The organism is Alsobacter metallidurans (assembly GCF_014636935.1).
Lineage (GTDB): Bacteria > Pseudomonadota > Alphaproteobacteria > Rhizobiales > Beijerinckiaceae > Alsobacter > Alsobacter metallidurans.
Genome location: NZ_BMES01000002.1, coordinates 551,764 through 578,243, shown reverse-complemented (window position 1 = coordinate 578,243; position 26,480 = coordinate 551,764). Strand labels below are relative to the sequence as shown.

At 67.3% G+C, this 26,480-nt stretch carries 25 protein-coding genes; 11 read left to right on the top strand and 14 right to left on the bottom strand.

Translation table 11 applies throughout. The annotated features are described in order from the left end of the window. Positions 1–7: 7 nt before the first annotated feature. Positions 8–1,636, top strand: coding sequence for a CTP synthase (pyrG, locus tag IEV99_RS13005; protein ID WP_188518200.1), 1,629 nt, complete (start codon positions 8–10; stop codon positions 1,634–1,636). Between the two features lie 58 nt (positions 1,637–1,694). Beyond that, entirely contained in the window at positions 1,695–2,561 is an 867-nt protein-coding gene (locus IEV99_RS13000) for a VOC family protein (RefSeq protein ID WP_188518199.1), read from the top strand. Between the two features lie 85 nt (positions 2,562–2,646). On the opposite strand, the gene IEV99_RS12995 is transcribed toward IEV99_RS13000, so the two are convergent. From IEV99_RS12995 to rpsF, 10 genes are all read right to left on the bottom strand, one after another. Then, entirely contained in the window at positions 2,647–3,387 is a 741-nt protein-coding gene (locus IEV99_RS12995) for an SDR family NAD(P)-dependent oxidoreductase (RefSeq protein ID WP_188518198.1), read from the bottom strand. Between the two features lie 10 nt (positions 3,388–3,397). Next, a complete protein-coding gene (purF, locus tag IEV99_RS12990) occupies positions 3,398–4,885 on the bottom strand; it encodes an amidophosphoribosyltransferase (protein ID WP_188518197.1) in 1,488 nt (495 codons plus the stop codon). 164 nt (positions 4,886–5,049) lie between these two features. Then, positions 5,050–5,784: a CvpA family protein gene (locus tag IEV99_RS12985; RefSeq protein ID WP_371875790.1), complete on the bottom strand. Its 735-nt coding sequence runs from the start codon at positions 5,782–5,784 to the stop codon at positions 5,050–5,052. Between the two features lie 66 nt (positions 5,785–5,850). After that, positions 5,851–7,275, bottom strand: a complete 1,425-nt coding sequence (gene radA, locus IEV99_RS12980; RefSeq protein ID WP_188518196.1) for a DNA repair protein RadA — start codon at positions 7,273–7,275, stop codon at positions 5,851–5,853. An 8-nt stretch (positions 7,276–7,283) separates the two neighbouring features. Beyond that, positions 7,284–8,411: an alanine racemase gene (gene alr / locus IEV99_RS12975; protein ID WP_188518195.1), complete on the bottom strand. Its 1,128-nt coding sequence runs from the start codon at positions 8,409–8,411 to the stop codon at positions 7,284–7,286. Beyond that, entirely contained in the window at positions 8,408–9,901 is a 1,494-nt protein-coding gene (locus IEV99_RS12970) for a replicative DNA helicase (RefSeq protein ID WP_188518194.1), read from the bottom strand. Before IEV99_RS12970 ends, alr begins: the two co-directional genes overlap by 4 nt. A gap of 256 nt (positions 9,902–10,157) precedes the next feature. Continuing rightward, complete coding sequence (gene rplI / locus IEV99_RS12965; RefSeq protein ID WP_188518193.1) at positions 10,158–10,721, bottom strand: 50S ribosomal protein L9; 564 nt, start codon at positions 10,719–10,721, stop codon at positions 10,158–10,160. A gap of 25 nt (positions 10,722–10,746) precedes the next feature. Further along, entirely contained in the window at positions 10,747–11,721 is a 975-nt protein-coding gene (locus tag IEV99_RS12960; protein ID WP_188518192.1) for a DUF2232 domain-containing protein, read from the bottom strand. Between the two features lie 164 nt (positions 11,722–11,885). Further along, a complete protein-coding gene (gene rpsR, locus IEV99_RS12955; protein ID WP_188518191.1) occupies positions 11,886–12,125 on the bottom strand; it encodes a 30S ribosomal protein S18 in 240 nt (79 codons plus the stop codon). Continuing rightward, positions 12,125–12,619, bottom strand: coding sequence for a 30S ribosomal protein S6 (gene rpsF / locus IEV99_RS12950; RefSeq protein ID WP_188518190.1), 495 nt, complete (start codon positions 12,617–12,619; stop codon positions 12,125–12,127). Before rpsF ends, rpsR begins: the two co-directional genes overlap by 1 nt. 257 nt (positions 12,620–12,876) lie before the next feature. Here rpsF and IEV99_RS12945 point away from each other — a divergent pair, with 257 nt between their 5' ends. Then, positions 12,877–13,269 carry a VOC family protein gene (locus IEV99_RS12945; RefSeq protein WP_188518189.1) on the top strand — a complete coding sequence of 131 codons (393 nt, stop codon included), beginning with the start codon at positions 12,877–12,879 and terminating at the stop codon, positions 13,267–13,269. A gap of 10 nt (positions 13,270–13,279) precedes the next feature. On the opposite strand, the gene IEV99_RS12940 is transcribed toward IEV99_RS12945, so the two are convergent. Continuing rightward, positions 13,280–13,828, bottom strand: coding sequence for a sugar O-acetyltransferase (locus IEV99_RS12940; protein ID WP_188518188.1), 549 nt, complete (start codon positions 13,826–13,828; stop codon positions 13,280–13,282). Between the two features lie 142 nt (positions 13,829–13,970). Between IEV99_RS12940 and fabD the strand changes: the two genes are divergently transcribed. The 8 genes from fabD (at position 13,971) to IEV99_RS12900 (ending at position 21,976) form a co-directional block, all read left to right on the top strand. Continuing rightward, the gene (fabD, locus tag IEV99_RS12935) at positions 13,971–14,918 is read left to right on the top strand and encodes an ACP S-malonyltransferase (RefSeq protein ID WP_188518187.1); all 948 of its coding nucleotides are present in this window, start codon (positions 13,971–13,973) and stop codon (positions 14,916–14,918) included. A gap of 26 nt (positions 14,919–14,944) precedes the next feature. Next, complete coding sequence (gene fabG, locus IEV99_RS12930; RefSeq protein ID WP_188518186.1) at positions 14,945–15,682, top strand: 3-oxoacyl-[acyl-carrier-protein] reductase; 738 nt, start codon at positions 14,945–14,947, stop codon at positions 15,680–15,682. A gap of 271 nt (positions 15,683–15,953) precedes the next feature. Then, on the top strand, positions 15,954–16,193 hold the full coding sequence (locus IEV99_RS12925) for an acyl carrier protein (RefSeq protein WP_188518185.1): 240 nt from the start codon (positions 15,954–15,956) through the stop codon (positions 16,191–16,193). A 33-nt stretch (positions 16,194–16,226) separates the two neighbouring features. Then, positions 16,227–17,492 (top strand): beta-ketoacyl-ACP synthase II, encoded by a 1,266-nt coding sequence (gene fabF / locus IEV99_RS12920; RefSeq protein ID WP_188518184.1) that lies wholly within the window; start codon positions 16,227–16,229, stop codon positions 17,490–17,492. A gap of 147 nt (positions 17,493–17,639) precedes the next feature. Further along, the gene (mltG, locus tag IEV99_RS12915; protein WP_188518183.1) at positions 17,640–19,058 is read left to right on the top strand and encodes an endolytic transglycosylase MltG; all 1,419 of its coding nucleotides are present in this window, start codon (positions 17,640–17,642) and stop codon (positions 19,056–19,058) included. A 114-nt stretch (positions 19,059–19,172) separates the two neighbouring features. Beyond that, on the top strand, positions 19,173–20,060 hold the full coding sequence (locus IEV99_RS12910; protein ID WP_188518182.1) for a YicC/YloC family endoribonuclease: 888 nt from the start codon (positions 19,173–19,175) through the stop codon (positions 20,058–20,060). Beyond that, positions 20,050–20,715 (top strand): guanylate kinase, encoded by a 666-nt coding sequence (gmk, locus tag IEV99_RS12905; RefSeq protein ID WP_244643854.1) that lies wholly within the window; start codon positions 20,050–20,052, stop codon positions 20,713–20,715. Before IEV99_RS12910 ends, gmk begins: the two co-directional genes overlap by 11 nt. Before the next feature lie 151 nt (positions 20,716–20,866). After that, positions 20,867–21,976, top strand: a complete 1,110-nt coding sequence (locus IEV99_RS12900; protein ID WP_188518181.1) for an acyltransferase family protein — start codon at positions 20,867–20,869, stop codon at positions 21,974–21,976. 17 nt (positions 21,977–21,993) lie between these two features. Here IEV99_RS12900 and rsmA read toward each other — a convergent pair whose 3' ends face one another. Genes rsmA through IEV99_RS12885 form a run of 3 tightly spaced genes read right to left on the bottom strand, consistent with a single transcriptional unit; the run spans position 21,994 to position 26,460 of the window. After that, positions 21,994–22,869, bottom strand: coding sequence for a 16S rRNA (adenine(1518)-N(6)/adenine(1519)-N(6))-dimethyltransferase RsmA (gene rsmA, locus IEV99_RS12895; RefSeq protein WP_188518180.1), 876 nt, complete (start codon positions 22,867–22,869; stop codon positions 21,994–21,996). Beyond that, positions 22,866–23,876 carry a 4-hydroxythreonine-4-phosphate dehydrogenase PdxA gene (gene pdxA, locus IEV99_RS12890; RefSeq protein WP_188518179.1) on the bottom strand — a complete coding sequence of 337 codons (1,011 nt, stop codon included), beginning with the start codon at positions 23,874–23,876 and terminating at the stop codon, positions 22,866–22,868. The genes rsmA and pdxA overlap by 4 nt, the downstream gene beginning before the upstream one ends. Before the next feature lie 31 nt (positions 23,877–23,907). Then, the gene (locus tag IEV99_RS12885; RefSeq protein WP_188518178.1) at positions 23,908–26,460 is read right to left on the bottom strand and encodes an LPS-assembly protein LptD; all 2,553 of its coding nucleotides are present in this window, start codon (positions 26,458–26,460) and stop codon (positions 23,908–23,910) included. Positions 26,461–26,480: the final 20 nt, after the last annotated feature.

The following is a 26,480-nucleotide window of genomic DNA, read 5'->3' as shown; positions in this document are numbered from 1 at the left end:
AACCCCCATGGCTCGCTATGTTTTCATCACCGGCGGCGTGGTTTCTTCCCTCGGGAAAGGCCTTGCTTCCGCAGCCCTGGGCGCTCTCCTGCAGGCTCGCGGCTATTCGGTTCGCCTGCGCAAGCTCGATCCCTATCTGAACGTCGATCCGGGCACGATGAGCCCGTACCAGCATGGCGAAGTCTTCGTCACCGACGACGGGGCGGAGACCGACCTCGACCTCGGCCATTACGAGCGCTTCACTGGCCGGCCGGCCTCCAAGGCCGACAACATCACGACCGGGCGAATCTACCAGGAGATCATCGCCAAGGAGCGCCGGGGCGACTACCTCGGCGGCACCGTTCAGGTGATCCCGCACGTCACCAATGCGATCAAGGAATTCGTGCTCACCGGCAACGAGGGCGTCGATTTCGTGCTCGTGGAGATCGGCGGCACGGTGGGCGACATCGAGGGCCTGCCGTTCTTCGAGGCCATTCGTCAGCTCGGCAACGACCTGCCGCGCGGCCACGCCGTGTATGTGCATCTCACGCTGCTGCCGTTCATCCCGACCGCCGGCGAGCTCAAGACCAAGCCGACGCAGCACTCCGTGAAGGAGCTGCGCTCCATCGGCATCCAGCCCGACATCCTGCTCTGCCGCACCGACCGCGAGATCCCGCGCGAGGAGCGCCGCAAGCTCGGCCTGTTCTGCAACGTGCGCGAAACCGCCGTGATCGAGGCGCGCGACGTGTCGTCGATCTACGCCGTACCGGCCGCCTACCATGAGGCCGGCCTCGACGCCGAGGTGCTGGCCGCGTTCGGCATCGAGCCCGCGCCCAAGCCGAACCTGTCGCGCTGGCAGGGCGTCACCGAGCGCGTCGAGAACCCCGAGGGCGAGGTCACCATCGCGGTGGTGGGCAAGTACACGGGCATGAAAGACGCCTACAAGTCGCTGATCGAGGCGCTGAATCACGGCGGCATCGCCAACCGGGTGAAGGTGAAGCTCGACTGGATCGAGTCGGAGGTCTTTGAGAACGAAGACCCCACGCCCTTCCTGGAGCATGTCAGCGGCATCCTGGTGCCGGGCGGCTTTGGCCAGCGCGGCGCCGAAGGCAAGATCCGGGCTGCCGGCTTCGCGCGTGAGCGCAAGGTGCCGTATTTCGGCATCTGCTTTGGAATGCAAATGGCCGTGATCGAGGCGGCGCGCTCGCTCGCCGGCATCACGGGCGCGAATTCCACCGAGTTCGGCCCCTGCAAGGAGCCGCTGGTCGGCCTCATGACCGAGTGGATGCGCGGCAACGAGCTCGAAATCCGGGCCGCCGGCGGGGACCTTGGTGGAACCATGCGCCTCGGCGCCTTCAAGGCGAAGCTGGCCGAAGGCAGCCACATCGCCAAGATCTACGGCGACACCGAGATCTCCGAGCGCCATCGCCATCGCTATGAAGTGAACATGGGCTACCGCGAGAAGCTCGAGGCTCAGGGCATGAAGTTTGCCGGCGTTTCGCCGGATGGGCTGCTGCCCGAAACGGTGGAGTTCCCCGATCATCCCTGGTTCATCGGCGTGCAGTACCACCCCGAGCTGAAATCCCGGCCCTTTGAGCCGCACCCGTTATTCGCCAGCTTCATCGCGGCGGCCGTGGAAAAGAGCCGGCTGGTGTGAGGGCTGCCGTTCGGCCTCCGATCGGCTAAGCTGCCTTTACCCCTTGAAAGGCGCCCCAATGCCCCGCGGCCTCGACCATCTCGTTCTCCCCGTCCACGATCTCGACGCCGCTGGGCGCCTCTATGAGGCGCTTGGCTTCACGGTTGGCGCCCGTAATCGACACCCTTGGGGGACCGAGAACCGCATCGTGCAGTTTCCGGGAGTGTTCCTGGAGCTGATCACGGTTGGCGAGGGCGCGGCCATCGAGCCGCAAATGCCTGGCCGGTTCTCGTTCGGGGCGTTCGTGCGCGACAGCCTCGCGCAGGGGCATGGCCTTGCGATGCTGGTGCTGGAGTCGGTGGACGCAACTGGCGACCACGCAGCCTTTGCGGCGTCCGGCATCGGCGGATTCGAGCCTTTCTTTTTCGAGCGCCAGGCGCGCCGGCCGGATGGCTCCGAGGCGCGCGTGGCGTTCAGCCTGGCTTTCGCACGAGATGTGCTGGCCCCGGCGGCGGGCTTCTTCGTGTGCCAGCAGCACGAGCCGCAGAATTTCTGGAATTCCGCTTTCCAGCAGCACTCCAACGGCGCGCTCGCGGTCGAGGCCGTCACCATGCTGGCCGAGAACCCGTCCGCTCATGCCGAGTTTCTCTACAAGTTCACCGGCGAGCACGACCTCGTGTCCAACTCGGCGGGGATCATCGTCCACCTGCCGCGCGGGCGGATCGAGGTGGTGTCGGGCGCCGCGCTCGCTTTCCACACTGGCGTGCGGCTGCCCGAGGAGCCTGCGCGGCTGGTCGGCTTCACAGTGGCGGTGAAGAGCCTCGACGCCATTGCGGAACGCGTCCGCGCAGCCGGCATCGCGCACAGCGTGGTCGGAACATCGATCGTTATCCCGCCCGAGGCGGCGTTCGGGACGGTGGTCAGCTTCGTGGAACGGGCTGTTTGAGACGCCGGGGACAGCAAGCCTTCAGGCTCGCTTCTCCGCGTCATGGCCGACGATCCCATGCGAGCCTTGAGGCTCGCAGTCCGGGTCACTCTGGAAAGCGGAAGCTCTTCACGCTCTTCGTTGGGAAATCGAACAGCTTGCCGGTCTCGCTCCAAGCCGGCGAGGCCATCTCGACCAGATGCGGCGCAAGGTCTTCGGGCGTCTGGAGCGACATCGGATCCTCGCCCGGCATGGCGGTCTCGCGCATGCGGGTGCGCAGCGGGCCGGGGTTCACCAGCATCACCTTGATCGGCGTCGTCGCGGTCTCGGCCGCATAGGTGCAGCCCAGCGCATCCACGGCGGCCTTGGACACCGCGTAGGGGCCCCAATAGGCCGTGCGCTTCCAGGATGCGCCGGAGGACATCAAGATCGCGCGGCCCGCGTCGGACGCGCGCAGTAGCGGGTCCAGCGAGCGGATTAGACGCCAGTTGGCCGTCACGTTTACGGCCAGCACGTTGTCCCAGTCTTTCGGTTCGACGTGGCCGAGTGGGGTGATGGGGCCGAGCACGCCGGCGTTGCCGAGAAAGATGTCGAGCTTGCCCCAGCGCTCGTGCAGGGCCGCGCCGAGACGGTCCAGCGCCGGGAAGTCCTTGATGTCGACAGGGACGAGCGTCGCCGCGCCGCCAACGGCCCGGATCTCGTCGTCGAGCTCCTCGAGTGCCCCCTGTGTGCGTGCGATCGCGACCACGTGGGCGCCGGCAGCCGCAAAGGCAAGCGCGGCGGCGCGGCCGATGCCGCGGGACGCGCCCGTCACGAGCGCGATGCGGTTCTCGAGAGGCTTCGACATGGCGAGGCGATTATCCGACTTCGGCGAGGATGGGGACTTGCTTGGGGCCTTCGCCGACGAGGTCCGTGACCGGCGTCGGGTAGTCGCCCGTGAAGCAATGATCGGTGTACTGCGGGCAGGCGTCGTCGCGGCGGGTCTGCCCCATCGCGCGGTAGATGCCGTTCACGGACAGGAAGGCAAGGCTGTCGCAGCCGATATACTCGCGCATCTCCTCCAGCGTGTGCGTGGCCGCCAGAAGCTTGTCACGCTCGGGCGTATCGATGCCGTAGTAATCGGGATGCGTGATCGGCGGGCTCGAGATGCGGAAATGCACCTCCTTCGCCCCGGCGTCGCGCATCATCTGGACGATCTTCACCGAGGTGGTGCCGCGAACGATTGAATCGTCGATCAGCACGATCTTCTTGCCGTCCACCACGGCGCGGTTGGCCGAGTGCTTCATGCGCACGCCGAGCTCGCGCACCGACTGGGTGGGCTGGATGAAGGTGCGGCCGACATAGTGGTTGCGGATGATGCCGAGCTCGTACGGGATGCCGGAGGCCTGCGCGAAACCGAGCGCGGCCGGAACGCCGGAATCCGGCACGGGGATCACCACGTCAGCGTCGATCGGGGCCTCGGCCGAGAGCTCCGCGCCCATGCGCTTGCGCACGTCGTACACGGACTTGCCGTGGACCATCGAGTCAGGCCGGGAAAAGTAGATGTACTCGAAGATGCAGGGCCGGGCGCGGACCGGCTTGAAAGGCTTGAACGACTCGATCCCGTCCTCGGACGCCACGATGATCTCGCCGTTCTCGACGTCGCGCACGAACTTGGCGCCAATGATGTCGAGCGCGCAGGTTTCGGACGCGAAGATCGGGCGGCCGTCGAGGTCGCCCAGGACGAGCGGGCGAATGCCGAGCGGGTCGCGCGCGCCGATCAGCTTCTTGTTGGTCATCGCGACCAGCGAATAGGCGCCCTCGAGTTGCGCCAGCGCATCGACGAAGCGGTCCATGAAGCGCGCCTTGCGGCTGCGCGCCACGAGATGGAGGATCACCTCCGTATCGGAGGTGGACTGGCAGATCGCGCCGTCGCGTACGAGCTGGCGCCGCAGCGTCAGGCCGTTGGTGAGGTTGCCGTTATGCGCCACCGCGAAGCCGCCGCTGGCGAGCTCGGCGAAGAGCGGCTGGACGTTGCGCAGGATGGTTGCGCCCGTGGTGGCGTAGCGCACATGGCCGATGGAGCATGAGCCCTGCAGGCGCTCGATCGTGGCGAGGTCCGAGAAGGTATCGCCGACGAGGCCGAGCGCGCGCTCTGAATGGAAGCGCTTGCCGTCGAAGGATACGATGCCGGCGGCTTCCTGGCCGCGATGCTGCAGCGCGTGAAGGCCGAGCGCCGTGATGGCGGCGGCGTCGGGGTGGCCATAGATGCCGAAGACGCCGCACTCTTCGTGCAGGCGGTCGGCCTCGGGGTCGAACACGGCGGCTCCGGGAGCTTCGAAATCCATGTGGTCACGACGGGTCATCGCGGTCCTCATCCAAGCATGATCCGCGCAGGGCGGGGCGCTGCGCGGCGGCTCGTCTTTCGTGTGTCACCAACTCGGGCGAGGCCGGCTCGCCCGGTCTCATCCCGTTCGCTCCCGGCGAACTCTTGTTCTCGCTGCCTTGCGGCTGCGTTCGCGCCCGGTTCTCAGCGCGTCGTTTTGGCAGGGGCGGGGGCCGAACCGGCCGCCGTTTCGATCAACTGCTGCAGGCCTTGCTGCTGCGTCTTCTTATAGGAGGGGGCCTGCTCCGTCTCCGTGCGTTTCTGGGCGGGCGGCGTTGCGCCCGGAACAGAGGGGGCCGGAGGCGCCGTGGGCGCGCCGGGCGCCGCCGGGGGTTCGCTCGGGTCGCCCAGATCCTTGTTCTTGTTCCGGAGCTTCTGCAGATAGCCCTCCGGGTCTTCGGGGAGAAGTCCCACTATGTAGTCACCCGTATCCTTCAGAACAGGGCGCATCTTGGCGTTACGGATCCAGTCAGGCTGCTGCTTGTCGCCGACCAGCTTGTCGAAGAACACGAAGGCGATAACGGCGATCAGCAGGCCGCGAGCGGCGCCGAACAGGAAGCCGAGGGTGCGGTCGAGCGCGCCGATCTTCGAGTCGAGGATCAGGTCCGAGATCTTCACGGTCAGGAAGGAGACCAGCACCAGCGTGATCAGGAACACGGACGCGATCGCGGCCGCGAGAGCCAGCTGCGCGTTGCTGATGTACTCCTTGGCGTAGGGCAGAACCAGCGGATGCAGCGCGTAGGCGGCGGCGGCCGCCGCGATCCAGGAGCCGATCGCCAGCACCTCTCGGGTGAAGCCGCGCACGGCGGCCAGAAGGGCGGAGATGAAGATCACGCCCAGGACCACGAGGTCGAGCGGTGTCACGGGGATCTGGCTCATGAAATCTTCAACTCGGCAGGAATCCGTTGCAATTCGCCCGTCTTATAGCGGCGCAACGGCTTACCGTCACGCGTCTTCCGGGTCGCGAACCTTCCGCGTCCCCGACCTTTTCGCGCTGGCTGCTATTCCGGCCACAAGATCCGCCACATCAGCCGCAGACAGCAGCTGGATCGGCGGCTTGCCGGCGCTGTCCATGCCGGCCTTCGGCATCATCGCGGAGGAGAATCCGAGCTTGGCGGCTTCCTTCAGGCGCGACGCCGCCTGGCTCACGGGACGCAGCGCGCCGGTCAGCCCGATCTCGCCCATGTAGACGCGGTCCGGCGCGAGCGGCGCCTGCGCGAGAGACGACACCAGCGCGGCCGCGGCCGCGAGGTCCGCCGCAGGCTCGTTGATGCGCAGGCCGCCGGCCACGTTCAGGTAGACGTCGTGCTGGCCGAGCTTCAGCCCGGCATGGGCCTCCAGCACGGCGATTACCATCGAGAGGCGGCTCTGGTCCCAGCCTACCACCGCCCGCCGGGGCGTGCCCAGCGACGTCGGGGCCACGAGGGCTTGGAACTCCACCAGGAGTGGCCGCGTGCCTTCCATGCCGGCAAACACGGCCGTGCCCGGGGAGGCGGTGTCGCGACCGGCCAGGAATAGCGCGGACGGGTTTCCGACCTCCGACAGCCCGAGCCCCGTCATCTCGAACACGCCGATCTCGTCGGTGGGGCCGAAGCGGTTCTTGACTGCCCGGAGAATGCGGAAATGGTGCGCGCCGTCGCCCTCGAAGGACGCCACGGCGTCCACCATGTGCTCCACCACGCGGGGGCCGGCAATCTGCCCGTCCTTGGTGACATGGCCGACCAGGATCAGCGCCGCGCCGCTCGTCTTGGCGTAGCGGATCAAGAGTTGCGCCGAGCCGCGCACCTGCGTGACCGTGCCGGGCGCGGCCTCCACGGCCTCGGTCCACATGGTCTGGATCGAATCAATGATCACGAGCTTGGGCGCGGGCCCTTGCGAGAGCGTCGTGATGATGTCCTCGACGCTGGTCTCGGAGGCAAGCTCCACCGGCGCCTTGCTGAGGCCCAGGCGCTCGGCCCGCAAGCGCACCTGGCCGACGGCTTCTTCGCCCGAGATGTAGACGACCTGGTGGCCCTTGTTGCTCAGCGCCGCGCAGGCCTGCATCAGCAGCGTGGACTTGCCGATGCCGGGGTCGCCGCCCAGCAGGATCACCGAGCCCTTCACGAAACCGCCGCCCGTGACGCGGTCGAGTTCGGCGATGCCCGACGCGATGCGCGGCGCCTCTGGCTCACTGCCGGTCAGGCCCTCCAGCGCGAAGACGCGTCCCTTGCCGCGCAGGCCTTTCGGGGCGGAGGAGCCGCCTGGCAGCGGAGCCGCGCCGGCTTCCTCCGCGATGGTGTTCCAACCGCCGCAGGCGTCGCAGCGGCCCTGCCAGCGGCCATAGACCGCGCCGCAGCTCTGGCACGCATAGGTGAGGGATCGCTTGGCCATCGAGGCATTCAGTCCACGTAGCGCCGGGCGTGGCGGCGGCCCAGTGAGGTGAGGATCTCGTAGCCGCTCGCGCCGGCGCGCGCCGCGACGTCGTCGACTGTAATCTCGGCGCACAGGAGCCACACGGAATCGCCGCGGCCGAGGTCGCCGGGAGCCTCGGTGACGTCGATCGCGATCAGGTCCATCGAGACCCGCCCGGCGAAGGGGCAGCGAACGCCGCCCACCATGGCGTCGGCGCCCGGATGCGCGTCGGACGATGATGCGGCGCGCGGATAGCCGTCGGCGTAGCCCACCGAGATCACGGCGATGCGCCGGCGGCCCCGGGCGGTCCACTGGGCGTTGTAGCCCACCGTGTCGCCGTGCTCGACGAAGCGCAGTTGCACGATGCGGCCTTCCAGGCCGACCACGGGGCGCATGGGGTTGGGGCGGCCTGGCTGAGGATTGCCGCCGTAGAGCGCATAGCCGGGGCGCATCAGGTCGTGGTGGGCCTGCGGGCCAAGGAACACGCCGGACGAGTTCGCGAGACTGCCGGGCAGGGTTGGGAAGGCGGCTCGTAGGGTGGCGAAGTCCTCGATCTGGCGGGCGTTGATCGGGTTCGGGGGCTCCTCGGCGCTAACGAAATGCGTCATCAAAAAGCTGATCGGACAGCCTTCCAGTCCGGCTTCGCCCATCTCCAGCGCCTGCGCGACCGTGAGGCCAAGGCGGTTCATGCCCGTGTCGACGTGGAGCGCGGCTGCGAGATCCAGCGATTCGGCGCGCGTGAAGGCCGCCCATTCGGCGATCTCTTCGGCGGAGCCCAGCACCGGCCGCAGGCGGTCGGTCGCGTAGGCGGGGGCGGTTCCGGGCAGCAGCCCGTTCAGCACGTAGATGTCGGCGTAGGGCGCCGCCGCACGTGCGCGCCTCGCCTCGGCGAGGTGGGCGACGAAGAAGGTGCGGCACCCGGCGCGCGCCAAAGCGGGGACGGACGCCTCGATGCCGGTTCCGTAAGCGTCCGCCTTGACGACCGCGGCGCATTCGGAGCCCGGGGCCATGCCGGCGAGCATCCGCCAGTTGGCTTTGAGAGCGCCAAGGTCGACGGTGAGCACGCCGCCGGCTTCGCGCAGCGGCGGGCCGGATGCAGCCGGGTCTCTGCTCATTCCATGCGCTCGGGCAGGTGGTCCTCGGCGGCGAGGTTGGAGAAGCGCGTGATCTCGGCCTCGAAGTGGACCGGCACGGTGCCGGTGGGGCCGTGGCGCTGCTTGCCGATGATCACTTCGGCGCGGCCGTGGATCTGCTCCATCTCGGCCTGCCACTTGAAGTGTTCCTCGGTGCCCATCTTGGGCTCCTTGTTCTTGAGGTAGTACTCCTCACGATACACGAAGATCACCACGTCGGCGTCCTGCTCGATGGAGCCCGATTCGCGGAGATCGGAGAGCTGTGGGCGCTTGTCGTCGCGGTTTTCGACCTGACGGGAGAGCTGTGACAACGCGATGATCGGGACCACCAGCTCCTTGGCGAGCGCCTTCAGGCCTGTGGTGATTTCGGTGAGCTCCTGCACACGGTTCTCGCCCTTCTTGGCGGAGGCCGACAGCAGCTGGAGGTAGTCGACCACCAGCAGGTCGAGGCCCTTCTGGCGCTTGAGGCGCCGGGCGCGGGCGGTGAGCTGGGCGATCGAGATGCCGCCGGTGTCGTCGATGTAAAAGGGGCAGCGCTCCATCTCGCGCGCCGCGTTGGCGACGCGGGCGAAGTCCTGCTCCGAAATCTCACCGCGGCGGATCTTGTAGGAGGCCACGCCCGACTCTTCGGCGATGAGGCGCGTGGCGAGCTGGTCAGCCGACATTTCGAGCGAGAAGAACCCGACAATGCCGCCTTCGATGCGCTTCATGTGCCCATCGGGCTGGCGCTCGCCGCGGTAGTCCTTGGCGACGTTGAACGCAATGTTGGTGGCGAGCGAGGTCTTTCCCATGCCGGGGCGGCCGGCGAGAATGATCAAATCCGACGGCTGCAGGCCGCCCATCATGCGGTCGAGGTCGCTGATGCCGGTGGAGATGCCCGAGAGCTTGCGGTCGCGCTTGAAGGCTTCCGCCGCCATGTCGATGGCGCTGCGCAGCGAGTTGGAAAAGTTCTGGAAGCCGCCTTCGGTCTGGCCCGACTCCGCGAGTTCGTAGAGACGGCGCTCGGCCTCCTCGATCTGCTTGCGCGGCGATTCGTCCACCGCCGCGTCATAGGCGAGGTTGACCATGTCCTCGCCGATGACGATCAGGTTCCGCCGCATTGCGAGGTCGTAGATCGTGCGGCCGTAATCCTCGGCGTTGATCACCGTGGTGGCCTCGGCGGCGAGGCGCGCAAGGTACTGGCTGACCGTGAGGCCGCCGAGGTCCTGGTCGCCCACGAAGGTCTTCAACGTGATGGGCGTCGCGACCTTGCCGGTGCGGATCAGCGACTGCGTGACCTCGTAGACGCGCCGGTGCACCTCCTCGGAAAAGTGGATGGGCTCCAGGAAGTCCGAGACCCGAAAGTAGGCCTCGTTGTTGACCAGGATCGCGCCGAGCAGCGCCTGCTCGGCCTCGATGTTGTGCGGAGCCGTCCGGTATTGGGGAGTTGGATCGGCCAGGGGCCGAACCGCAAGCTGGTTCGCTGACGCCATGTGATTCGCTGTTCCGAGATGTCGGGAGCTTACCACCGCCCGCCGTCCGGATGACATCGCATGGTTGCCGCAGCCGCGGGAGTGCGCGGGGGTACTTAGTCCGGCGATTCACAGGGCCGCGTGGATTGTTGCGGATCGAAGTGGGCAAGCCTTGGCTGTGGCGGGATTGCTGCAGTGAGTCGTTTGGCCGCTCGAAATGAAGAAGCCCGGCCGTCGCCGGCCGGGCTCTCTGGTTCTCGACGCTGCGAGCCGAAGCTCACATGTCTTCGCCGGACTCTGCCAGTGCGGCGCCGATCTCGAGGCCAAGATCGTCCATGTTGGTCTCTTCGCGGCCCTGCAACACGCTCTCGCCGCGCGACTGGCGCTCGGCCTCCTCGGGGCTGCGGGCGACGTTGATCGTCACCGTGATCTCGACTTCCGGGTGCAGGTGCACGGGCACCTTGTGCAGGCCGATGGCCTTGATCGGGGTGTTGAGCTCGATCTGCTGCTTGCTGACCGTGAAGCCGCCCGCCGTCAGGATGTCGGCGAGGTCGCGCGCCGCGACCGAGCCGTAGAGCTGGCCCATCTCGCCCGCCGAGCGGATGATCGTGAAGCTCTGGCCGTCGAGCTTCTCGCCAACGCCGGCCGCCTCGGACTTGAGCTCGAGGTTGCGGGCTTCAAGCTGGGCGCGCTGCGTCTCGAACTTCTCGCGGTTGCCTGCGGTGGCGCGCAGCGCCTTGCCGCGCGGCAGCAGGAAGTTGCGTGCGTAGCCGTCCTTGACGCGGACGACTTCGCCCATCTGGCCAAGCTTTGCGACGCGCTCGAGAAGGATGATTTCCATGGAACTGCTCCTTTGATCGGTGATGTCAGATCGACGCCGGCGGGGCCGGCGGAGGCGGTGGGTTCTTGGCGAGCCGCTTGGCCCGCAAGCCGAGAAAGGCGTCAGCGACGCCCAGAAGCGCGTAGATCAGCGCCGGCCAGCCCGGCAGCATGATGAAGGCCGCATACACGCCGCTGAGCACGCCGATGCGGCCGGCGAGGCCCTGCGTCAGCACATGGATGACGGCGAGCCCCTGGAGGCAGTAGGCCATCAACAGCGAGGCGGCGAGAGAGCGAGCGCCGAGCCCGGCAAAGCCTTGCAGCGCTGCGCCGAGCGCGCAGGACGCGCCAAACACGAGCAGCGCGACGCGCGGCAATGTCGCGGCAGGCAGATAGGGCCAGGGCCGGGGCAGACGCCCCGATGCGCGCGTGACCCGGGCTGCGGCCCAGACCAGAAAGGCCGAGCTCGCAACCCCGATGGCGGCGCTAACGGGCGGCGCAATGATGGCCATGAGCTGCGCCAGATCGGCGCTCGACCGGCCGCTTTCGCCGGGTACGCCGTCGACATCCGTGCCCAGGCGGCGCAGCACGTCCAGGATCTGCTCGAAGGCGCGAAGAAAGGCGGCGTAGTCACCGCGACCGATCGAGACTGACACGGCCGTGGTGAGAACGGCGGACAGGATGGCCATCCACATCAGCAGGCGGCCGACCGGATACCATTCCACGGCGCCATTCTCGTCGCGGGCCAGCAGGCACAAATAGGCGAACCACCAGGCCGGAGCGGCCACGCTGAGCGCGAAGGCAAGCCCGGCCTTGACTGAAAAGAGCAACGCCACGAACGCAAAGCCGCACGCGGCGGCGACGAGGCCGGCGCGGTGGTTCCAGCCGAGCGCGGCGAGGATGACCGGAAGCGGAGCGACGAAATACAGAAGAATGGCGAGCGGGTTCCCGGTGGTGATCACCGCGAACAAAAGGGCGGAGGCCAAGCCTGCGCCGGCGCCGATGCCGAAAATCGCATTCATTTTGTCGAGCTGTCCCGCGTCATGGCGACGGGTTAGGGGAGGCGGCTCCCCAACCACCCCGACGACGGCTTATCCGGCATCGGCCGACTTCGAAATGGGACGCCGGCCCGTGGGTCGGCGTCAGGAGCCTCGAGCCGCGGCCCAAGGGCCGCGGCGAAACAGGATCACGCAATCACGTAGGGCAGCAGGCCCAGGAAGCGGGCGCGCTTGATCGCCTGAGCGAGCTCGCGCTGCTTCTTGGCCGATACGGCCGTGATGCGGGACGGGACGATCTTGCCGCGCTCAGAGATGTAGCGCGACAGCAGACGCGTGTCCTTGTAGTCGATCTTCGGCGCATTGGGGCCGGAGAACGGGCAAGTCTTGCGACGGCGGAAGAAGGGACGACGGGCGCCAGCGGCGGACATCAGACGGTCTCCTCGGCAGGGGCGTCTTCACGACGGGGACGGTCGGAACGGGGAGCGCCGCCAGGACGGCCGCCAGCGCCACCGAAGCCGCCGCGATCGCCGCCACGGCCGCCGAAGCCGCCGCCACGACCACCAAAGCCACGGTCGCCACGATCATCACGATCGTCGCGGTCGCGCTTCTGCATCATCGCGGACGGGCCTTCCTCGTGCTCCTCGACCCGGATGGTCATGAAGCGCAGGATGTCCTCGTTGATGCCCATCTGGCGCTCCATCTCGGCGATGGCCGCCGCAGGAGCGTTGATGTTCAGGAGCGAGAAATGAGCCTTGCGGTTCTTCTTGATCCGGTAGGCGAGGGACTTGACGCCCCAGTACTCGACCTTGTCGATCGTTCCGCCGAGACCCTCGACGACGGACTTGAACTGTTCCGTCATGGTCTCGACCTGCTGCGCCGTCACATCCTGACGCGCCAGGTACACATGCTCGTAAAGAGGCATAAGCTCTTGGCCTTTCCATACTCGAATGCTTCCGGCGCGAAGCCCTTCGGGCCACGAAAGGCCCGAGTGGGAATACCGAAGGCGGAGACACGGGAAGTCGGGGCGAGCCCTGGGTGCGCGAACGCACGCCCTTCCGTTCAGCCCCCGGCCGGAAACTGCGAAGGCGGCTGTGTACAGGCAGCAATCCCTGGACGCAAGGGGCGGCGGCCGGAAACATTGGTTATGCTGGTCGCCTCGCAACAGCCTGGATAGGCGCCATGCTCGATCACGTCTCCATCACGGTCTCGGATCTACGGCAAGCCGAGCGCTTCTATGACGCCGTGATGGCGGCGCTCGGCGTCCAGAAGGTCGGGTCCACCGACAGCTGGATCGGATACGGCCAGCGTTGCGACAGCGAACATCCCGACCTCTCCTATCTGGCGATCAAGCCCGGGCCGCCGCCGGGTCCCACGCACGGCCGGCACTGGTGCTTCAAGTCGCCCGATCGCGCCGCAGTGGACGCGTTCTGGAAGGCCGGAATCGGGGCGGGGGGAGCTGACGACGGGCTGCCGGGACTTCGGCCGCAATACCACGCGCACTACTATGCCGCCTTCCTTCTGGACCCGGACGGCAACCGCGTGGAAGCCGTTTGCCACCGGGCCGAAGCTTAAGGCGAGGGCGTCAGCCCAGGACACGCGCCGGGTTTCCCACCGCCCTCGCGGCTGCCGGAACGTCTCGGGTCACGACCGCGCCCGCGCCGATCACGGCGCCGTCGCCGATCGTCACGCCGGGCAGTATCAACGCGCCTCCGCCAATCCAGACATCGGCGCCAATCGTGATCGGCCGACCAAACTCGAGTCCGGTCGCCCGTGTCGGCGCGTCGCGCGGGTGGTCAGCGGTGAGGATCTGGACGCCCGGGCCGATCTGCGTGCGATCGCCGATCCGCACCGCGACCACATCCAGAATCACGCAATTGAAGTTCATGAAGGCGCCGGCCCCGAGCGCGATGTTGAAGCCGTAGTCGCAATGAAAGGGCGGGCGGATCACCGCACCGTCGCCCACCATCCCAAGGCGCTCTCGCAGAGCCTTCGCGCGAAGGTCGGGAGCGGCCCCAAGCAGGCCGTTGTAGCGCGCGAGCCAGCTCTGGCATGCGGCCAAGTCCTGCTGCAACTCGGCGTCGGCGGCGTCATAGAGATCGCCTGCGAGCATCTTCTGCTTCTGCGTTTGCATCGCGCTCCCTTTCCCAAAGGCCCAGCCGATAATAGTTCGGCAGCCAAAGCGTTCACTGCGCCCCGCCGCGCTCGCCCTTGACAGCCCGCGCCGGCGCGTGCCTTTCGGCGCCCAGAAAACAGGACGCCCGAGGAGACGCACCATGACCGTGGCATTCACCTTTCCGGGGCAGGGCAGCCAGGCCGTCGGGATGGGCAAGGCGCTCGCCGAGGCGTTTCCGCAGGCCCGCGCGGTGTTCGACGAGGTCGACTCCGCGCTGGGCCAGAAGCTCTCCGCCGTGATGTGGGAGGGCCCGGAAGCCGATCTCACCCTCACGGCCAACGCGCAGCCGGCCCTGATGGCGGTCAGCATGGCGGTGATGCGGGTGCTGGAGGCCGAAGCCGGCCTCGACCTCGCCCGCGACGCCGCCTATGTGGCGGGCCATTCGCTGGGCGAGTATTCGGCGCTCTGCGCCGCTGGCGCATTCACGATCGGGGATGCGGCGCGCCTTTTGCGCATCCGCGGCGACGCCATGCAGAAGGCCGTGCCGGCCGGGCAGGGCGCGATGGCGGCCCTGCTCGGGCTCGACTTCGCGGCCGCGACCGCCGCGGCGGCCGAAGCCGCACAGGGCGAGGTCTGCCAGGCCGCGAACGACAATGGCGGCGGCCAGGTGGTGGTGTCCGGCTCAAAGGCCGCCGTTGAGCGCGCCTGCGAGATCGCCAAGGCCAAGGGCGCGCGCCGGGCCGTGATCCTGCCCGTGTCCGCGCCCTTCCACTGCGCCCTGATGCAGCCCGCCGCCGAGGCCATGCAGAAGGCGTTAGCGAGCGTCGACATTCGCCAGCCGGTCGTGCCTGTGGTCGCCAACGTGCATGCCGAAGCCGTCCTGCAGCCGGAAGCGATCAGGGCGTCGCTGGTCGCGCAGGTCACCGGCACGGTGCGCTGGCGCGAATGCGTGGCCTTTATGGCGGCCCATGGGGTGACGACGTTTTTCGAGGTCGGCTCCGGCAAGGTGCTAAGCGGCCTGGTGAAGCGCATCGCCGAGGGCGCGGAAGGCACATCCATCGGAACGCCTGACGACATCGCGGCCTTCAAGGCCCGCCCGCGCAGCTGAACGGCCTCATCACGACGGAGATCATCATGTTCGACCTTTCCGGCAAGACCGCCCTCGTGACGGGCGCTTCGGGCGGCATCGGCGGGGCCGTGGCGCGGGCGCTGCACGCGCAGGGCGCGACGGTCGCCATCTCGGGAACGCGGCGCGAAGCGCTCGACGGGCTCGCTGGCGAACTCGGCGAGCGCGTCCATGTGCTCACGGCCAATCTATCGGACAAGGATTCGGTGGAGGCGCTCGTGCCCGCCGCCGAGAAGGCGATGGGCCAGCTCGACGTTCTGGTGAACAACGCCGGCGTGACGCGCGACAACCTGTTCATGCGCATGAAGGACGACGAGTGGGACGCGGTGATCCGCGTGAACCTCGAAGCGTCGTTCCGGCTGATGCGCGCCGCCGTGAAGGGCATGATGCGCAAACGCTGGGGTCGCATCGTCTCGGTCACGTCCGTGGTCGGCACGACCGGCAATGCGGGCCAAGGCAACTACGCGGCCTCCAAGGCCGGGCTTGTCGGCATGTCGAAGTCGCTGGCCGCCGAAGTGGCGAGCCGCAACATCACGGTGAACTGCGTGGCGCCCGGGTTCATCGAAACCGCAATGACGGACGTGCTGAACGAGAAGCAAAAAGAATCGATCCTCACGACGGTGCCGATGGGGCGCCTCGGAACGGCCGCAGAGATCGGAACGGCCGTTGTTTATCTGGCGAGCCAGGAGGCGTCGTACGTGACCGGTCAGACGTTGCACGTCAACGGCGGAATGGCAATGATTTGAGATAAATCGCTGGATGTTCTCAAGTTTCGTATGAGGGTGTTGGCCCTCTCGCCAATGAAAATAAAGTATGTTACTCACCCCTCAGGTCCATTGGGGGGCTTGACGGCGCCGACCGCTGCGGCGTTTGAGGGACCACCCGGGGCAGCTGACTTTCGCCGGTCGGCGTATTCCGGCGACCCCACGACAATCCGGACCGTAATCGCGGAACGGCAGTCCAATTCCGGTCGAGACGGCAAAACACCGCGCGACCTGCATGAACGAGGTTGAACACATGAGCGACATCGCCGCCCGCGTGAAAAAGATCGTGATCGAACACCTGGGCGTCGAGCCGGAGAAGGTGATCGAGAGCGCGAACTTCATCGACGACCTCGGCGCCGACTCGCTCGACACGGTCGAGCTGGTGATGGCCTTCGAGGAAGAGTTCTCGGTCGAGATCCCGGATGACGCCGCCGAGACGATCCGCACGGTCGGCGACGCCGTGTCGTTCCTGGAGAAGAAGGCCGCGGCCTGATCGCTCGCGGTTTTAAGAAACGGACTGGTCAGCATGCGGCGCGTCGTCGTCACGGGACTCGGGATGGTGACGCCGCTCGGCTGCGGCGTTGAACCCACCTGGAAGCGGATCCTCGAAGGCCGGAGCGGCGCTCGCCGCATCGAGAACTTCGAGGTCGGCGACCTCGCGTCCAAGATCGCCTGTCAGGTGCCCCGGGGCGATGGCTCCGACGCCACCTTCAATGCCGACCAGTGGATGGATCCCCGCGATCAGCGGCGCGTCGACGACTTCATCGTCTTCGGCGTCGCCGCTGCGCGGCAGGCGCTCGAGGACTCGGGGTGGAAACCCACGACCTACGAGGAGCAGACCACCACGGGCGTGCTGATCGGCTCCGGCATTGGCGGCATCGGCGGCATCTACGACGCCTCGATCACGCTGGCCGAGAAGGGCCCGCGCCGGATCTCCCCGTTCTTTATCCCCGGACGCTTGATCAACCTCGTGTCCGGCTACGTCTCGATCGAGCATGGCCTCAAAGGGCCTAACCACGCGGTCGTGACGGCCTGCTCCACTGGCGCGCACGCCATCGGCGACGCGGCGCGCCTGATTGCGTTCGGCGACGCCGAGGTGATGGTCGCGGGCGGCGCCGAATCGCCCATCAACCGTTTGTCCATGGCGGGATTCGTGGCCTGCCGAGCTCTGTCCACGAATTTCAATGATGAGCCGACCCGCGCGTCGCGCCCGTATGACAAGGCCCGGGACGGCTTCGTGATGGGCGAGGGCGCCGGCATCGTGGTGCTCGAGGAACTCGAACACGCGAAGGCCCGAGGCGCAAAGATCTACGCCGAGATCATCGGCTATGGCCTGTCGGGCGACGCCTACCACATCACGTCTCCGTCCGAGGATGGCGATGGCGCGTTCCGCTGCATGTCCGCGGCGTTGAAGCGCGCTGGCATCTCGCCGGCGGATGTCGACTACATCAACGCGCACGGCACCTCGACGCCGCTGGGTGACGAAATCGAGCTCAAGGCCGTGGAGCGGCTCGTGGGCAACGCCGCGAGCGAGCTCGTGATGTCGTCCACCAAGTCGGCGATCGGCCACCTGCTGGGCGCCGCGGGCGCGGTCGAATCAATTTTCTCGATTTTGGCGATTCGCGACCAGGTGGCGCCGCCTACGCTGAACCTTGACAACCCGTCCGTGGAAACGCCGATCGATCTCGTGGCCCACACGGCCCGGCCCCGGAAGGTCGACATTGCGCTGTCCAACTCCTTCGGCTTTGGCGGCACGAATGCGTCGGTCGTGTTCAGGCGCTACGCCGCCTGAGCGTTAGTCGGGGACGTTTCACAACCCGCGCTCACGTTTGCTTGCGCCGGACCCGCCCTTTCGCCACATTCGGCGCTAAGGTCCGTGCGTCCGCGCGGGTTTCGCGCATGTGTGGGCAACCGCGTTCCTCCAGCCTCGAACGGATCCATGGCCGAACCGACTGACGACCTGTTCAGAGCCAATGAGCCGGACGGTGAATTCAAAAAGCCCTTCGTGCCCAAAAGCCCAACGGAAGCGATCCAGCCCGTGACGCCGCCGCCCCCGCCTCCCGTGGCCGAGCGGCGCCGCAGGCCGCTGGTCAATGTCCTCAGCGGCTTCCTGTCGCTCATCATGGTGGTCGCCCTGATCGCGGGCGGCGCCTTGTACATGGGGCGGACCGAGTTCTACGCGCCGGGGCCGCTGGCGGCCGACAAGATCGTGGTCGTGAAGGGCAGTTCTGGCGACGTTGCGGACCAGTTGGCCAAGGAAGGCGTGATCGACCACCCGAGCCTGTTCCTGGCGGGCCTGCACCTGATGCGCAAGGCGTCGCAGCTGAAGGCCGGCGAGTATGTGTTTCGCCAGCACGCCAGCCTCGGCGATGTCATGGACACGCTCGTGGAGGGCAAGTCCGTTCTTCACTCGGTGACGATCCCCGAGGGTCTAACTTCCCAGCAGATCGTCGACCGGCTGAACGAAAACGACATCCTGACTGGCGAGATCTCCGGCCTGCCCAAAGAGGGCACGCTTCTGCCCGACACCTACAAGATCGCGCGCGGCATGACGCGCCAGCAGCTGATCGACCGGATGCAGCAGGACCAGGCGCGCGTGCTGCGCGAGGTCTGGAGCCGCCGCTCCAACGAAGTGGCGCTGAAGTCGCCGAACGACCTTCTCACGCTGGCTTCCATCGTCGAGAAGGAAACCGGCCGGGCCGACGAGCGGACGCGCGTGGCGGCCGTTTTCCTGAACCGGCTCAGCCGGAACATGAAGCTGCAGTCCGACCCCACCATCGTGTACGGGCTCGTGCAGGGCAAAGGCACGCTGGGCCGGGGCATCCTGCGCAGCGAGATCGAGCAGCCGACACCCTACAACACCTATGTGATCCAGGGACTGCCGCCCGGTCCGATCGCCAATCCGGGCCGCGCCGCCCTCGAGGCGGTCGCCAATCCGTCGCGAACCAAGGAGCTCTACTTCGTCGCCGACGGGACAGGTGGCCATGTCTTCGCGGAGACGCTTGACCAGCACAACCGTAACGTAGGCCGCTGGCGTCAGTTGGAGGCCGATCGCAAGGAAGCCGCCGTGGACGCCGCGCCGGCAGCCGCCAAGGACGGTCCGACGGCTCCGGACGGAGCGCTGACGACCGCTCCCGCCGCGGCGGGCGCAGCCGCGCCCGGCAAGCCCGGCGCGAAACCCTCTACGAAGCCCGGCGCCGCCCCGACAGCGCCGGGGCTCCCGCCGAGCGCCAGCGCCCTGGTTCCGGCCGGACCGCGCGGCAATCTCGACGCCGTCGCGGGCACTCCCAAGGACCCGCTGGCGAACAAGACCTTCGACCTGAACTCGCCGAAGCAGGTGCCGACGCTGCGCCCCTGAGAGACTGCGAGAGCTCAGGCCACAGCCCAATGCGGGTCGCGGCCGGGCGGCGCTTGCCGCAGCCGGTCCTGCGCCGTAAACAGCGCCAACACAGTCTTTGCAGCCGGATAACGCATGGCGCTCGCAAGCATGACGGGCTTTGCCCGAGAAGTCGGCCAGACCGGCCCCTGGCAGTACGTCTGGGAGCTCAAGACGGTCAACGCCAAGGGCCTCGACGTGCGGCTCAAGACGCCGCCGGGCTTCGAAGCCCTCGCCGAGGAGGCTCGCTCCCGCATCGGCAAGGCCATCCAGCGTGGCACCTGCTTCGCGTCGCTCGCGGCCTCCCGCGAGTCCGCCCCGCCGGTCGCCAGGGTGAACACCGCGCTGCTCGATTCTCTCGTGGAGGCGCTCGCGCCCTATGACGGGCGCTTTGGCCTGCGTGCGCCCTCGGTCGGTTCCCTCCTGTCCGTGCGCGGCGTCGTCGACGTCGTGGAGCCCGAGGAGGATCCCGACGCCGCGGCCGCAAGCGGCGCCGACATGCTGGCGGCTCTCGACCGGGCTCTCAAATCTCTGGTGGAAACGCGACGCGAGGAGGGACGGGCCCTCGCCGACCTGCTCGCCGCCCGGATCGACGCCATGGCGGCCCTGGCGGACGCGGCCGACGCGTGCCCGGCGCGCAAGCCCGAAGCCGTGAAGGCGCGGCTTTCCGAGCAGATCGCCAGCCTGATCGACGCCTCAAAGGGGCTGGATCCGAACCGCCTGCACCAGGAAGCCGTGCTGCTCGCCGCCAAGGCCGACATCCGCGAGGAGATCGACCGCCTGCGCGCCCATGTGGGCGCTGCGCGCGAACTGATCGGCAAGGGCGGGCCCGTCGGGCGCCGGCTGGATTTCCTGGCCCAGGAGTTCTCGCGGGAGGCCAACACTCTCTGCGCCAAGGCCAACGACGTGACGTTGACGGTCATCGGCCTGGACCTGAAGACCGAGGTCGAGCAGTTTCGCGAGCAGGTTCAGAATGTCGAGTGAGACCATGACGGCGCAGCTCGCCAACGACACCGTCAACCGCCGCGGCTTGCTGCTGGTGCTGTCTTCCCCCTCGGGCGCTGGCAAGACAACCCTTACGCGCCTGCTGCGCGAGCAGGAGCCGAGCCTGACGCTTTCCGTGTCGGTCACCACGCGGCCTAAGCGCTCCAGCGAGGTGCACGGGGTTCACTACCGGTTCATCAGCATCGACGAGTTCACGGAGATGCGCGACCGGGGCGACCTTCTGGAATGGGCGGAGGTCCACGGCAACTTCTATGGCTCGCCCCGTCGCGAGATCGACAAGGCGCTGGCCGGCGGCCAGGACATCCTGTTCGACATCGACTACCAGGGCGCTATGCAGGTGCGCGAGAAGGCGGCCTCGGACGTGGTCAGCATCTTCATCCTGCCGCCGTCGATCCCCGAGCTGAAGAACCGCCTGGAGCGCCGCGCAGAAGATAGCGCGGATGTGATCGCCCGCCGCCTCAGCGCCGCCAAGATCGAAATCGATCGTTGGCGCGATTACGACTACGTGCTGGTCAACGACGATCTGGAACGCACCTTCGGCCGCTTGCGCGCCATCCTGGTCGCCGAAAGGCTACGTCGCGACCGGCAGACCGGCTTGCCGGACTTCGTGCAAGGCCTGCTCAACGACCTTTGAGGCCTGTTCGCCTCACGCTCTCGAACGCACCGAAGCGTATCCGCACCTTTTGGTGGAGTTGCCTTAAACGGCTCCGACCGGACACTTGGGCTCGTTTCGTCACGGCGGAAGTTCTCTTTGTGGCTTCCTTCGGACCGGTTCGGAGAGCTGAATGACGTCTACCGATACGAGCGCAACTTTGGAAATCGCCCCCGCTGCGAGGGTCGGCTCAGCTGCGCCAGTGGCTGCTCATGCGCAGTTCCCGGCGCTTCAAGGTCTTCGCGTTTTGATCGCTCTCACGATCATGGCGAACCATTGGGCGGATCACTCCTATGAGAACCTGATCCCGCAGCAGCAGATCACGATCGACATATTCTTCATGATCGAGGGTTTCCTGGCCGCGCACCTGCTCGGGCAGAGCAGGGCCACGAAGGCCAGCGTCATCGGCCACCGGCTACTGGAAATTTACCCGCTCTACTTTTTGGGGCTGCTGGCCGGCGTCGCAGCCGTTCTTGCGTGGCCTGAGCTCCGCGAAGGCTGGTCCAATGCGGGCATGGTCCAATCGGCTTTGATTGGCGTAGCAGGCCTGCCCATTTTCTCGGTGCGCGCCGAAGGCGCCGTGTATCCGTTCAATTGGCCGAGCTGGGCGCTGCTTCTGGAATTCTGCATCTTTGCGGTTCTTTGTTTGGCCTGGCCCCGATTAAACGTGAAACGGCTGGCGATCGCCGTCGGGACAGCGGCGGTGATTCACGTCGGCGCATATCTGGTGTTTCGGGACCTGAACATGGGCTGGCGCACCATGAACTACGCAGGCGGCTTTGCCCGCGTTTGTTTTGGCTTTGGGCTTGGCGCGCTGCTTTATCTAGCCAGCCGAGGGTGGGCGGCGCGCTTGCCGCGGCTTCATCCGTTGGCGCTATTTGCGGCTTACATCGCCATCCTGTTCGTCCGGGTCCGCTTCGTCGGCCTGCCGTTGGTGCTGGTCGCAGCCCCCGCTCTCGTGATTTTGGCCAGTGTGAGCCGCCCAAGCGGGTGGTTCGACGCCTTCTGCGCGCGCTGCAGCCCCTACGCCTACAGTATCTATTTCATGCATTTCCCCGTGCTGGTCGCGTTCAAGACCGCCGCCGCCCGTTGGGGGGCCGAGCAGTGGGTCGCGAGCTTGCAGAGCTTCGTGCTCGCCACCGCGTTGGTGGTGGGAGCGGCTTATCTGGCGACCCGCTTCTACGACGCGCCCTTGCGGCGTTGGATCGAGGGCGCGCTCTGGCCCAAGGAGCGTTCCGCCTGACGGCGGACGCGGGCCGGTCAGTCGCGGTCGCGCATCTCGCGCCAGAGCCGCGCCAAGGTCACGAATCCCTCAACGGGAACGGTCTCGGCCCGGGCAGTGGGGTCGAGCCCGGCGGCGTCGAGCAGCGGGGCAGGGTCCCGCACAAGCGCCTTGAGACTCTGCCGCAGCATCTTGCGGCGCTGGCCGAACGCAGCCGCGGTCACTGCCGCGAGGTCCTGCGTCCTGCACGACAGGAGAGCGGGGCGCGGAACAAGCCTGACCACCGATGACGTCACCTTCGGCGGCGGCGTGAAGGCGCTGGGCGGAACGTCGAACAGGATCTCAGCTTCGGTGCGCCAGCCGCAGAGAACGCCGAGGCGGCCATAATCGACCCGGTTATCCGTGGTGGCGACGATGCGTTCCGCCACTTCGCGCTGGAACATCAGCGTGAGGCTTTCAAAGAATGGCGGCCAGGGCTCCGCCTCGATCCAGTTCGTCAGCAATACGGTGCCGATGTTGTAGGGCAGGTTGGCGACGACCCGGACCGGCGAGGCCGGGGATGCGCGATGCTCGGCGGCCAAGGCGGGCCAATCCGCCTCCAGGGCGTCGCCCGCGATGACGACGAGGCGGCCCGGGTAGCGGGCCTGGATTTCGGCCAATGCGGGCAGGCAGCGTTCGTCACGTTCCACCGCGATCACGCGCGCGGCTCCGCCGGCCAGCAGGGCCCGGGTGAGCCCGCCCGGGCCGGGACCCACCTCGATGACGGTGACGCCCTCCAGAGGTCCCGAAGAGCGCGCGATCTTGCTGGTGAGGTTGAGGTCGAGCAGAAAGTTCTGCCCCAGCGACTTCTTGGCCGCGAGCTCGTGCACGCGGATGACGTCGCGCAGGGGCGGGAGGTCGTCGACGGCGCTCATGCGGTGAGCCGGCCGGCCAGCCGCAGCGCCGCGATCAGGCTGTCGGGGCGCGCCACGCCGGTTCCGGCGATGTCGAAGGCGGTGCCATGGTCGGGCGACGTCCGCACGAAGGGAAGCCCCAGCGTGACGTTGACGCCATCGTCGAAAGCGAGCGCCTTGATCGGGATCAGCGCCTGATCGTGATACATGCAGATCGCCACGTCATAGGCTGCGCGCGCGCGGGCGTGGAACATCGTGTCGGCCGGCAGCGGCCCACGGACGTCGAGCCCCTCGGCCCGGAGCGCCTCCACGGCCGGGCGCACCACGGCGTCGTCCTCGATGCCGAGCGCGCCGTTCTCACCGGCATGCGGGTTGAGGCCGGAGAGCGCCAGGCGAGGGTTGCGCACGCCGAAGCGCTCGCGCAGGTCGCGCGCCGTGATCTGCGCCGTCTCGATGATCAGCTCCGTTGTCAAGGCGGCCGGAACGGCGCTGAGCGGAATGTGGATGGTCACCGGTACGACGGCCAGCGTCTCCGACCAGAGCATCATCACGGGCCGGGGCTCGGGCCCACCCCAGAAGCGGGCCGCCAGGGCGGCGAGGTATTCCGTGTGACCGGGATGGCGGAACCCCGCCTCGTACAGCACGGATTTCGCGATCGGATTTGTGACGACGGCCGCGGCGCGGCCCGCGTGGACGAGTTCCACTGCCCGGTCGATCGACGCGATCGTTCCCGCTGCGGTGGCGGGCGAGGGCGTTCCGGGCTCGGCGTCGACGGGTGCGCAGCCGACCAGGACGGGCAAGGCCGTCGAAAAGGCCGCCGCGGCCTCCTCGGGCTCCACGGCGGCCAGCGGCGCGGTCACGCCCAGCCGGGCGGCGATGCGGCCGAGGAACTGGCTGTCCGTCGCGATCGCGAAGGGCGGCAGCCCCTGGGCGTCGCGCGCTAGCCAGGCCTTCAAGGCGATTTCCGGGCCGATGCCGGCGGGGTCGCCCTGCGTGAGAATCAGCGGTCGATGTTGTGCCGGCGCCATCGGCGTCCCCCGATCGGGGCCTCGGCGGGCATCACTGCGTGATGCCGTCCGTCGTGACCGTGGTCTGGTTGTAGGAGTAGCTGGCCGAGCCCAGCGTGCGCAGCTCGAGGCGCAGCAGCACGGTCTGGACGCGCTCCTTGGTGCCGTCGGCGGCGGTCTGCTTGCTGGAGTTCTGGTAGACGATGCCGAAGGTCGTGCACTCGTCGTGGTAGCCGGCGCCGAGCGAGATCGCGCCGATGCCGACCGGGTTCGATGTCTGGTAGCCCTGGACCTGGTAGAAGCGCTCGGCCGCGTGGCGGCTGAGATCGATCAACACGCTGCCCTGCACGTACCAGTTCGGCGTGATGTCGTAGCGCGCCGAGGTCGAGATGCCCTCGCGCTTGGTGAAGAGGCCGAGGCTCGGCTGCGCGGCGTAGCGGGCGTAGATGATGCTGGTCGCGAGGCTGCCGAAGGTGGCCTGCGCCTGCACCTCGACGCGCTTCAGCGCGAAGTCGCTCTCGTTGAAGCGCGAGCGGGCCGTCACGGCGATGTTGGAGGTCGGCGCGATCTGCAGGCGCGAGACGAAGTCGGAGCGTTGCGAGTCGAGCCCGGAATCCCAGCCGGTCCGGGTCAGGTCCGGGTTGTTGTACGAGTTGCGGCCCGCAACCTGATAAGACTGCCCGAACAGCGCGCTGACATAGCCGCCATTGTTCATCGTGAAGGTGTACTGCGCGCCGACATTGGCGCGGGTGCCGCCTTCGGTGCGATCGTAGCCTGAGAATTTCGTGGTTTCGAACAGGTTGGTGTCGTCGAATACAAGGCTCTGCGAGTCCTCGTTGACGATCTTGCCGACCTGCGTCTCGTTCGGCCGGGCGATGATCTGGCCGATTGGCTCGATTACATGCGTGCCCCAGCTCGTGTCGGCCACGAACGGATACCGGTAGGTCAGGCCAACCGCCGGCATGCCGCGGAACACGGCGTCGTCGCTTGTGTCGAGGAAGTTGGGCAGCGAACTGTTGAAGTAGCCGCTGGTCTCAGGCGACTTGAACAGGACGTCGCCGCGGGCCGACAAAAACGGCGTCCAGCTCTCGCCGAGCGGATCGATGAAGGTCCGCCGCCAGGACACGTCCGCGGTCAGGCGCGTATAGGTGCCGGCCGGGCCGCGCACAAAGCACTTGGCCGGGTTGAACTGGCCGGGCGCGCAGCTGTCGTAAAGGCTGATCGGTGTGCCGTTGGCCGTGTAGCCGATCGGGAACAGGTAGCGGCCAGGCGTGACGCCGTTTTCCTGCACCAGGCTCTGGTAGTCGGTCTGCGACCGGGTCAGGCTGGTGAAGTTCGCGTTCACGGTCAGCTCGCCGCCGAGCACGCTGGGCGTGAAGCGGCGGTCGTAGTCGATCACCGGATGGACGACCGGCTGCACCTTCTGCCAGTCGGCATAAGACAGGCCGCGGAAATAGAATGCGCGCGCGTCGAACCAGCTGCGCTGGCCCTGGCCGGTCAGGTAAAGGGTTGACGTGGTTTCGCGGAAGCCGAGCGTGCTGAACGCCGAGATGGCGTTGGCGTTGGCGTAGCCGCGATATTTGTAGTTCTGGTAGAACCACTTGTCCGAGGACGCAGCCACGTCCCAGCCCCACACCCACTTGTCGTTGAGCAGGAACTTGCCGCGCGAGTCGATCGCGCCGCGGAAATCGCGGTCGCCAGCGCCATAGGGAGGCTGCAGGAACGCGTGTGGATCCTGCTGGAAGATGCCGGTCGCGCGGACGTTGTAGCTACCGTTGATGAGGCGATGACGCCACTCCACGTCGCCGAGCACGCCCTGGCGGGTCAGGAAGGTCGGCGTGATGGTGAGATCGTAATTCGGCGCAAGCGCCCAGAAGAACGGGGTCGCGACGCCGTAGCCGATGGCCGACGACGCCACGTAGTGGGGAGCCAGGAAGCCGGTCTTGCGCTTCACGGTGTTGTCGGGCGCCGAGAAGAACGGGACGTAGGCGATCGGCACGCCATAGAATTCGAGGGTCGCGTCCTCGTAGTAGACGGTCCGCTCTTCGTTTTTGTGAATGATGCGCTTAGCCCGCACCTGCCAAAGCGGCGGCTTTGAGGGGTCGTCCTTGCAGGCGTCGCAGGCGGTGTAGGTGCCGTGCTCGAACACCGTCGTCTCGCCGCCCGTGCGCTCGCCGCGCGGGGCCACGAAATGCGTCTTGTCGATGGTGTCGACGCGCAGCGAATCGATGAAGCCGTCCTTGAAGTCGCCCGTCAGCTCGAACTTGCTGCCGTAGACGATCTGGCCGGTGGCCTCGGTCATCTTTGCGTTGCCTTCCGCGTAGACGCGGTTGTTGGCGCGGTCATAGGTGACTTTGTCGGCTTCCAGCACGCGGCCCTGATAGTAGAGCTGCGCGTTACCAATGGCCGAAACGGTGTTCTTGTCCTTGTCGTAGACGAGCTCGCGCGACTCGACCGCCAAGCGGTCCTTTTTGTCGTTCGCCTTTTGGGTCTTTTTCGCGAGCATGTCGGTCAACGTCTGCGCCACGGGCGCATCGGTCCAGGAGACCGGCCCGACGCTCGCAATGCCGACGGCCAGTGCCGCAATCGTATTACGTTTCAACATGCTCGAACCAAGGCGGCCGA

Excerpts from the sequence above, each read along its gene's own strand:
- pyrG (WP_188518200.1), top strand. The coding sequence starts at position 8 with ATGGCTCGCTATGTTTTCATCACCGGCGGCGTGGTTTCTTCCCTCGGG.
- IEV99_RS13000 (WP_188518199.1), top strand. The coding sequence starts at position 1,695 with ATGCCCCGCGGCCTCGACCATCTCGTTCTCCCCGTCCACGATCTCGAC.
- IEV99_RS12995 (WP_188518198.1), bottom strand. The coding sequence starts at position 3,387 with ATGTCGAAGCCTCTCGAGAACCGCATCGCGCTCGTGACGGGCGCGTCC.
- purF (WP_188518197.1), bottom strand. The coding sequence starts at position 4,885 with ATGACCCGTCGTGACCACATGGATTTCGAAGCTCCCGGAGCCGCCGTG.
- IEV99_RS12985 (WP_371875790.1), bottom strand. The coding sequence starts at position 5,784 with ATGAGCCAGATCCCCGTGACACCGCTCGACCTCGTGGTCCTGGGCGTG.
- radA (WP_188518196.1), bottom strand. The coding sequence starts at position 7,275 with ATGGCCAAGCGATCCCTCACCTATGCGTGCCAGAGCTGCGGCGCGGTC.
- alr (WP_188518195.1), bottom strand. The coding sequence starts at position 8,411 with ATGAGCAGAGACCCGGCTGCATCCGGCCCGCCGCTGCGCGAAGCCGGC.
- IEV99_RS12970 (WP_188518194.1), bottom strand. The coding sequence starts at position 9,901 with ATGGCGTCAGCGAACCAGCTTGCGGTTCGGCCCCTGGCCGATCCAACT.
- rplI (WP_188518193.1), bottom strand. The coding sequence starts at position 10,721 with ATGGAAATCATCCTTCTCGAGCGCGTCGCAAAGCTTGGCCAGATGGGC.
- IEV99_RS12960 (WP_188518192.1), bottom strand. The coding sequence starts at position 11,721 with ATGAATGCGATTTTCGGCATCGGCGCCGGCGCAGGCTTGGCCTCCGCC.
- rpsR (WP_188518191.1), bottom strand. The coding sequence starts at position 12,125 with ATGTCCGCCGCTGGCGCCCGTCGTCCCTTCTTCCGCCGTCGCAAGACT.
- rpsF (WP_188518190.1), bottom strand. The coding sequence starts at position 12,619 with ATGCCTCTTTACGAGCATGTGTACCTGGCGCGTCAGGATGTGACGGCG.
- IEV99_RS12945 (WP_188518189.1), top strand. The coding sequence starts at position 12,877 with ATGCTCGATCACGTCTCCATCACGGTCTCGGATCTACGGCAAGCCGAG.
- IEV99_RS12940 (WP_188518188.1), bottom strand. The coding sequence starts at position 13,828 with ATGCAAACGCAGAAGCAGAAGATGCTCGCAGGCGATCTCTATGACGCC.
- fabD (WP_188518187.1), top strand. The coding sequence starts at position 13,971 with ATGACCGTGGCATTCACCTTTCCGGGGCAGGGCAGCCAGGCCGTCGGG.
- fabG (WP_188518186.1), top strand. The coding sequence starts at position 14,945 with ATGTTCGACCTTTCCGGCAAGACCGCCCTCGTGACGGGCGCTTCGGGC.
- IEV99_RS12925 (WP_188518185.1), top strand. The coding sequence starts at position 15,954 with ATGAGCGACATCGCCGCCCGCGTGAAAAAGATCGTGATCGAACACCTG.
- fabF (WP_188518184.1), top strand. The coding sequence starts at position 16,227 with ATGCGGCGCGTCGTCGTCACGGGACTCGGGATGGTGACGCCGCTCGGC.
- mltG (WP_188518183.1), top strand. The coding sequence starts at position 17,640 with ATGGCCGAACCGACTGACGACCTGTTCAGAGCCAATGAGCCGGACGGT.
- IEV99_RS12910 (WP_188518182.1), top strand. The coding sequence starts at position 19,173 with ATGGCGCTCGCAAGCATGACGGGCTTTGCCCGAGAAGTCGGCCAGACC.
- gmk (WP_244643854.1), top strand. The coding sequence starts at position 20,050 with ATGTCGAGTGAGACCATGACGGCGCAGCTCGCCAACGACACCGTCAAC.
- IEV99_RS12900 (WP_188518181.1), top strand. The coding sequence starts at position 20,867 with ATGACGTCTACCGATACGAGCGCAACTTTGGAAATCGCCCCCGCTGCG.
- rsmA (WP_188518180.1), bottom strand. The coding sequence starts at position 22,869 with ATGAGCGCCGTCGACGACCTCCCGCCCCTGCGCGACGTCATCCGCGTG.
- pdxA (WP_188518179.1), bottom strand. The coding sequence starts at position 23,876 with ATGGCGCCGGCACAACATCGACCGCTGATTCTCACGCAGGGCGACCCC.
- IEV99_RS12885 (WP_188518178.1), bottom strand. The coding sequence starts at position 26,460 with ATGTTGAAACGTAATACGATTGCGGCACTGGCCGTCGGCATTGCGAGC.